9 protein-coding genes and 1 pseudogene are annotated in these 6,000 nt (G+C 66.7%); all 10 read left to right on the top strand.

Annotated features, from left to right (window positions below; translation table 11 throughout):
* Positions 1-150 precede the first annotated feature (150 nt).
* Positions 151-888: pseudogene (locus AAFL97_RS00335) on the top strand (ABC transporter substrate-binding protein); the annotation flags it as partial.
* Positions 885-2,255 (top strand): ABC transporter permease subunit, encoded by a 1,371-nt coding sequence (locus tag AAFL97_RS00340; RefSeq protein WP_341643241.1) that lies wholly within the window; start codon positions 885-887, stop codon positions 2,253-2,255. The pseudogene AAFL97_RS00335 and the gene AAFL97_RS00340, both read left to right, overlap by 4 nt.
* A 398-nt stretch (positions 2,256-2,653) precedes the next feature.
* Positions 2,654-2,788 carry a hypothetical protein gene (locus AAFL97_RS00345; protein WP_341643242.1) on the top strand — a complete coding sequence of 45 codons (135 nt, stop codon included), beginning with the start codon at positions 2,654-2,656 and terminating at the stop codon, positions 2,786-2,788.
* On the top strand, positions 2,782-3,132 hold the full coding sequence (locus AAFL97_RS00350; protein ID WP_341643243.1) for a hypothetical protein: 351 nt from the start codon (positions 2,782-2,784) through the stop codon (positions 3,130-3,132). Before AAFL97_RS00345 ends, AAFL97_RS00350 begins: the two co-directional genes overlap by 7 nt.
* Positions 3,133-3,658: 526 nt before the next feature.
* The gene (locus AAFL97_RS24320; RefSeq protein WP_445954431.1) at positions 3,659-4,039 is read left to right on the top strand and encodes a PfkB family carbohydrate kinase; all 381 of its coding nucleotides are present in this window, start codon (positions 3,659-3,661) and stop codon (positions 4,037-4,039) included.
* Positions 4,040-4,331: 292 nt separating this feature from the next.
* Positions 4,332-4,466 carry a hypothetical protein gene (locus AAFL97_RS00355; protein WP_341643244.1) on the top strand — a complete coding sequence of 45 codons (135 nt, stop codon included), beginning with the start codon at positions 4,332-4,334 and terminating at the stop codon, positions 4,464-4,466.
* Between the two features lie 25 nt (positions 4,467-4,491).
* Positions 4,492-4,857, top strand: coding sequence for an SDR family NAD(P)-dependent oxidoreductase (locus AAFL97_RS00360; RefSeq protein ID WP_341643250.1), 366 nt, complete (start codon positions 4,492-4,494; stop codon positions 4,855-4,857).
* Positions 4,833-5,210 (top strand): hypothetical protein, encoded by a 378-nt coding sequence (locus tag AAFL97_RS00365; protein ID WP_341643245.1) that lies wholly within the window; start codon positions 4,833-4,835, stop codon positions 5,208-5,210. Before AAFL97_RS00360 ends, AAFL97_RS00365 begins: the two co-directional genes overlap by 25 nt.
* Complete coding sequence (locus AAFL97_RS00370; RefSeq protein ID WP_341643246.1) at positions 5,204-5,416, top strand: hypothetical protein; 213 nt, start codon at positions 5,204-5,206, stop codon at positions 5,414-5,416. The genes AAFL97_RS00365 and AAFL97_RS00370 overlap by 7 nt, the downstream gene beginning before the upstream one ends.
* Positions 5,346-6,000, top strand: a 655-nt coding sequence (locus AAFL97_RS00375) for an ABC transporter ATP-binding protein (RefSeq protein ID WP_445954432.1), incomplete at its 3' end; no start/stop codon positions are given. The genes AAFL97_RS00370 and AAFL97_RS00375, both read left to right, overlap by 71 nt.

The raw sequence follows: 6,000 nt of genomic DNA on the forward strand, positions 1-6,000 counted from the left end.
CCTACGACATTCACCCCTATGCGGACGCCCTGGCGGCCGAACTGCCCGAGTTCGAGAAGCTGACGGGCATCAAGGTCACGCCCGAACTCTATCCGGACGATTCCTACTGGAACAAGCTGACGATCCAGCTCACCCACGAAGTCCCCCGCCTGGGATGTGGTCGGAACCGGCATCCAGCCGGCCCGGGACCTGGCGCCCGGCGGCCTGCTCGAGCCGCTCGACCAATATCTCAACGATCCCAAGCTGACCGACGCCGGATACGATTACGAGGACTTCTTCCCGTCGCTGCGCGCCGCGCTCACCTGGGCGGTGGAGGACGGCAAGATCGTCGCCGGCGACGGCGGCCAGGTCTGGGCGATCCCGCACGCCTTCGAGAACATCCAGCTCTTTTACCGCAAGGACATCCTCGATAAGCACGGCATCGCCGTTCCCAAGACGCCGCAGGAGATGGGCGCGGCCTGCGAGGCGCTGAAGGCGGCCGATCCGGCGATCACGCCGCTCGGCGTGCGCGGCGTGCGCTTCTGGAGCAGCATCCATACCGCGGCCGTCTCGATCGCGCGCTCGTACGGAGTGAAGGACTTCGTCGAGAAGGACGGGGCCCTCGATACCGGGCTCGACTCCCCGGAATCGATCGCCTTCCACACGGACTATGTGGACATGATCAGGAAGTGTGCGGCCCCGTCTTTCGCCAACGACAACTGGTATCAGGTGGTCGACGGCATCTCTTCCGGCCGCACCGCCATGGCGATCGACTCCAACATGTTCGGCTTCTGGAACGACGTCGCGGGCCAGCCGGCCTCCGGCAAGATCGCCTTCGCACCGCCGCTTCGCGCGCCGAAGGCGCGGAGAACTTCGAATCCAACATCTGGATTTGGTCGCTGGCGATGAATGCCGCCTCCGAGAAGAAGGGCGCCGCCTGGCTCTTCATGCAATGGGCGACGTCCAAGCAGGTCGCGCTCGCGGGTGCGGTCGGCGGCAAACTCGTCAACCCGCCGCGCACCTCCACCTGGAACGACAAGGCGTGGCTCGACTACGCAGCCCAGCCCGAGTTCAACAATTTCGTCGAGAGCTTCAAGGCGACGCAGGACCGGGCCGCGCTGGCGTTCACGCCGCGCATCGGGTTCGGCGAGGCGATGAACGCCTGGGCCGTCGCCATACAGAAGATGGTGAACGTGGCGACGACGTGGAGGCGACCCTCAGATCGCTGGCCGACGAAATCCGCGCCGGTCTTTGAGGACGACGGGCGGCAGCCCGCTGCCGCCCTCCGACACCACGATGGAGAATATCACGATGGCACCTCTCGTTTCGAAGCCGGCGACGGCCGGGCAGACCGATGCGTTCGCAGGAAGCGCGAAGCGTGTCGATCGGTCGACGGCCTCTCCGACAGAAGGGTCGATTGGCTGAGCCTCGCCGTCATCGCCCCGGCCGTCCTGATCCTGGTCGGCTTCCTGCTGCTCTTCTTCTACGGCGTCTGGCAGTCGCTGACCGACCTGCGCCTCGGGCGGCCCGCCGTCGGGTTCGTCGGACCTCGCCAGGTATGCGGCGCTCGCAAGGAGCCAGGACTTCTGGAACAACGTGCGGGTGACGGTCACCTATGCCGTCTCGGCGGTCGTGCTGCAGGCGTTGCTCGGGCTCGCCATCGCCAAGCTGTTCGCCTCCGGCGTTTTCCTGGCGCGCCTGCTGCGGCCGATCATCCTCCTGCCGCTGGTTCTCCCGCCCATGAGCGTCGCGCTCATGTGGACGACGATGATGAACCGCAAAGCGGTGTCCTCAACTCTCTCTTCTCGCTCGTCGGGCTCGGCCCCTATGCCTGGATATCCGGATCCGGCGACGTCGCTACTCTCGGTCGTCCTCATCGACGTGTGGACATACACGCCCTTCTTCGCGCTCATCATCTTCGCGGGCCTCCAGGGCATAACCGACGACATTCTGGCGAAGCCGCCCGCATCAACGGCGCCAAGGCCTGGGCGACGTTCGCCAGGATCGAGCTGCCGCTCGTCGCCCCGTACATCCTCATCGCCGCCGTCTTCCAGCTGATCGGATCGATGAACCAGTTCGACATCATCTTCGGGACCACCCAGGGCGGCCCCGGCAATTCGACTGCGGCACTTTCGGTGCAGGCCTACCTGACGGCCTTCAGGAATCTCCCCTTCGGCCGGGGCGCGGCGCTCATGGTCGTCAACTGGCTCATCGTCGTCGTCGGCGCCTTCCTGATGGTCCGGGCCTGGCAGGCGGTCCGCCGCCGCGTCAACTGAGGAGGCAATGATGGACTTCACCCGCTCGCCCGCGACCACCCTCGTGCTCAACGCGCTCGTCGCGCTTTGCGCCCTCGTCCTCGCGTTCCCGCTCGTCTGGATCGTGATGATCTCCCTGAAGACCCAGACCGACGTCCATAGCTTGGCCGCCGACCTTCTTCTTCGCGCCGACGCTGGAAAACTTCCGCGTCCTCTTCGACGTCGCGCAGGCCGGCGCCGCGAGCTACGGCACGATCAAGGTCGACCCGCAAACCCGGTCGTCAACAGCATCGTCGTGGCTCTGGGCTCGATCGTGGTTTCCCTCGTCGCCGGCGTGCCGGCGGGCTACGTTCGCGCGGCGCGACATCCCCTTCAAGGAGGACATCGCCTTCTTCATCCTCGGCTTCGAGTTCGCGCCCGTGCTGCTGGTCGTCATCCCCCTGTTCAGCCTCTTCCAGGCGATGGGGCTCTACGACACTTACCTTGGCATGATCTGGGTTTACCAGGTCGTCACCGCTGCCGATGATCGTCTGGCTCAGCCGCTCCTATGGTGAGGATATCCCGAAGGACATCGAGGAGGCGGCCGCCATCGACGGGGCGAAGCCGGTCCGCGTGGTCCTCCATATCCTCGTGCTTCCATCTCCTCAAGCCCGGCCTGATCGGCGCGTCGCTGCTGGTTCTCCTGCTCGCCTGGCACAATTTCGCGCTCGGCCTGATGCTGAGCTCGACGAAGACTCCGGTCACCGTCGCCCTATTGAAGCTGCTCAATCCCGGCGTCCAGTTCTATCCGGTCATGGCGGCCGGGCTCGTCATCACCATGATCGTTCCCGGTCATCCTGATCGTCGTCGGGCAGCGCCATCTCGAGAACGCGGCCTTACCTTCGGAGCGGTCAAGTGAGCGACGCGCCCCTCATCTTTTTCGGCACGACCAATCTCGATCTCTGCTTCAACGTCGAGCGCCTGCCGACCCCGGGGAAAGCCTGATCGGCGCGCTCGCCTGGCATCCGGGCGGGAAGGGGGGCGAACCAGGCCGTCGCCGCCCGCGAGGCTCGGCCTGCGGCCGAAGCTCTTCACCCGCATCGGCGACGACGAGGCGGGCGGCGTCCTCATGGACTCGCTGCTGGGCGCGGGCGTCGTCACGGATGCGGTCCAGGTCGCCCGGGCCGAGGTGACCGGCTCCGCCCTCGTGATGGTCGGCGACGACGGCGCGGCAACATGATCGTCATCGATCCCGGCGCGAACGCCAACGTCACCGCCGATGTCATCGACGAGGTCGCGGCCCATATCCGATCCCGGTGCGATCCTCGTGGCCGAGATGGGATTGCCGGTCGAGGCCCTGGAGCGGCTCTTCGCCCTGAAGCGCACGCTGGGCTTCACGCTCGTCTTCAATCCCGCGCCCGTGCGGCAGGGGCTCTCCGCGCCGCCTGGTCGGAGGTGGACTATGTGACGCCGAACGGTCGGAGGCCTACGAGCTGACCGGGGTCGAGATCGTCTGCTCCAGGACGGCGGCGCAGGCCGCGAATGCGCTGCTCGCCCTCGGCCCGAAGGCCGCGCTGATCACGCTCGGCGAGCGCGGCGCCTTCTATTCGGACGGCGAGCAGTCGTTCCTGGTCCCGTCCTTTCCCGTCGTCGTGGTCGATACGACGGCGGCGGGCGATGCACGTTCAGCGGCGGCTTCGCCGCCGCGCTCGCGGCATGCCGGTCGACGCCGTCCGCTCCCGGGCGATGGCGGTCGCCGCCCTCTGCGTCACCCGGCGGGGCGCAGCCCTCCATGCCGACCGCGGCCGCGGTCGACAGATTCCTGAACGAACGAACCCTACTGGAGATAGAATGACATCCCCTCTCTTCTCAATGCCGGGCAAGACGGTGCTCGTGACCGGGGCCGGCGGCGGCATCGGCGCTGCGATCACGGCTGCCTTCCTCGCAGAAGCGGCGCGACCGTGATCGCGACCGACGCGAACCGGGAGGCGCTGGAGCGCGCGCTGGCGAAGGTCGAGGGCGGCGACTGGGCCGTCACCATGTCGATGGATGTCACGAGCGAAGCGGACATCGAGCGCGTGATGAATGCCGTCGCCGAGAGGTCCGAGCAGGCTCGACGTGCTCGTGAACAATGCCGGCATCAAATCGGCGGAATCATTGCTCGCCGGCGACAAGGCGAAGATCGACCGCACCATGGACATCAATTCCGGCGCCGTCCTCCTCTGCTCAAGCTCGTCGTCAACCGCTTCATGAAGCAGGGCGGGGCCGCATCGTCAATATCGGCTCGTCGCTTTCGTCCCAGGGAGCGGTGTTCAACTATCAGGCGGGCGGCGCCGATTATTGCTTCTCGAAGGCCGTCGTCCACGACCTGACGAAGCTCCTCGCCTATGAATGCGCACCCTATGGCATCAACGTGAACGGCGTCGCGCCGGGCATCATCGATACGCCGATGCACGGACGCCCGCGCGAGGAGACGGAAGCGCGTCATGCCGGCCGTATCCCGCTCGGCCGGGTGGGCGTGCCCGAGGATGTCGCCGGCATCGCGGTCTTCCCTTGCGAGCCCTGCTTCGGCTTACATCACCGGCCAGATCGTTCACGTCAATGGCGGGATGTTGATGAATGGCTGAGCATGCAAGCACGATGAACTGGCCCTCGGTCACGGGGATCGTCTCGGATCTCGACGGCGTCGTCTATCGGGGCAAGACCGCCATTCCCGACGCGGTCGAGGCCTTCCGCGCCTGGTGGGCCGCGGGCATTCCCTATTGCTTCGTCACGAACAACTCGACCCATACGGCCGAGGACGTCGTGGCCAAGCTCAACGGCTTCGGGCTGGAGGCGACGATGGAGAACGTCGTCACCTCGGCCGTCACGGCCGCGCAACTGATCCGCAGGAGCTACCCGGCGGGTACGCGCATCTACGTGATCGGCGCGCCGTCCCTCAGGAAGCGATCGCGGACGCCGAGCTCGAGATCACCGGGGAGGACCCCGCCGTGGTGATCATGGGCCTCGATCGCGAGATCACCCACGAGAAGCTGCGCATCGCGGTGGACGCCGTGCTGAAGGGCGCGGTGCTGATCGGCACGAACCCCGATCTGCTCCTGCCGATGCCGACCGGGTTCGAGCCCGCTGGCGATCGGCGACGGCGAGTTCGTCGTCTTCGTCGGCCCGTCGGGCTGCGGCAAGTCCACGCTCCTGCGCTCTGATCGCCGGGCTGGAGGACACGACCGGCGGCGACGATCGAGATCGACGGCAAGGACGGTGACCGGGGCGACCCCGGCAAAGCGCGGACTCGCCATGGTGTTCCAGTCCTACGCGCTCTACCCGCACATGACGGTCGAGGAACAACATCGCCTTCCGCCTGAAGATGGCGAAGCGGCCGCCGGCAGTGATCGAGAAGAAGGTGACGGGCGGCGCGCGCTGCTCAACCTCGCCACCTATCTCGACCGGCAAGTCCGGCGGCAGCTTTCCGGCGGCCAGCGCCAGCGCGTGGCGATCGGCCGCGCCATCGTGCGCGAGCCGACGGTCTTCCTCTTCGACGAGCCGCTGTCGAACCTCGACGCGGCGCTGCGCGGCACGATGCGCCTCGAGATCAGCGAGCTGCACCAGAGCCTGAAGACGACGATGATCTACGTCACCCACGACCAGGTCGAGGCCATGACCATGGCCGACAAGATCGTCGTGCTCAACGCCGGCAATATCGAGCAGGTCGGCTCGCCGCTCGACCTCTACAACCGGCCCGGCCAACCTGTTCGTCGCCGGCTTCATCGGCTCGCCGCGCATGAACTTC

It is taken from the genome of Thauera sp. SDU_THAU2 (assembly GCF_038260575.1).
Lineage (GTDB): Bacteria > Pseudomonadota > Gammaproteobacteria > Burkholderiales > Rhodocyclaceae > Thauera.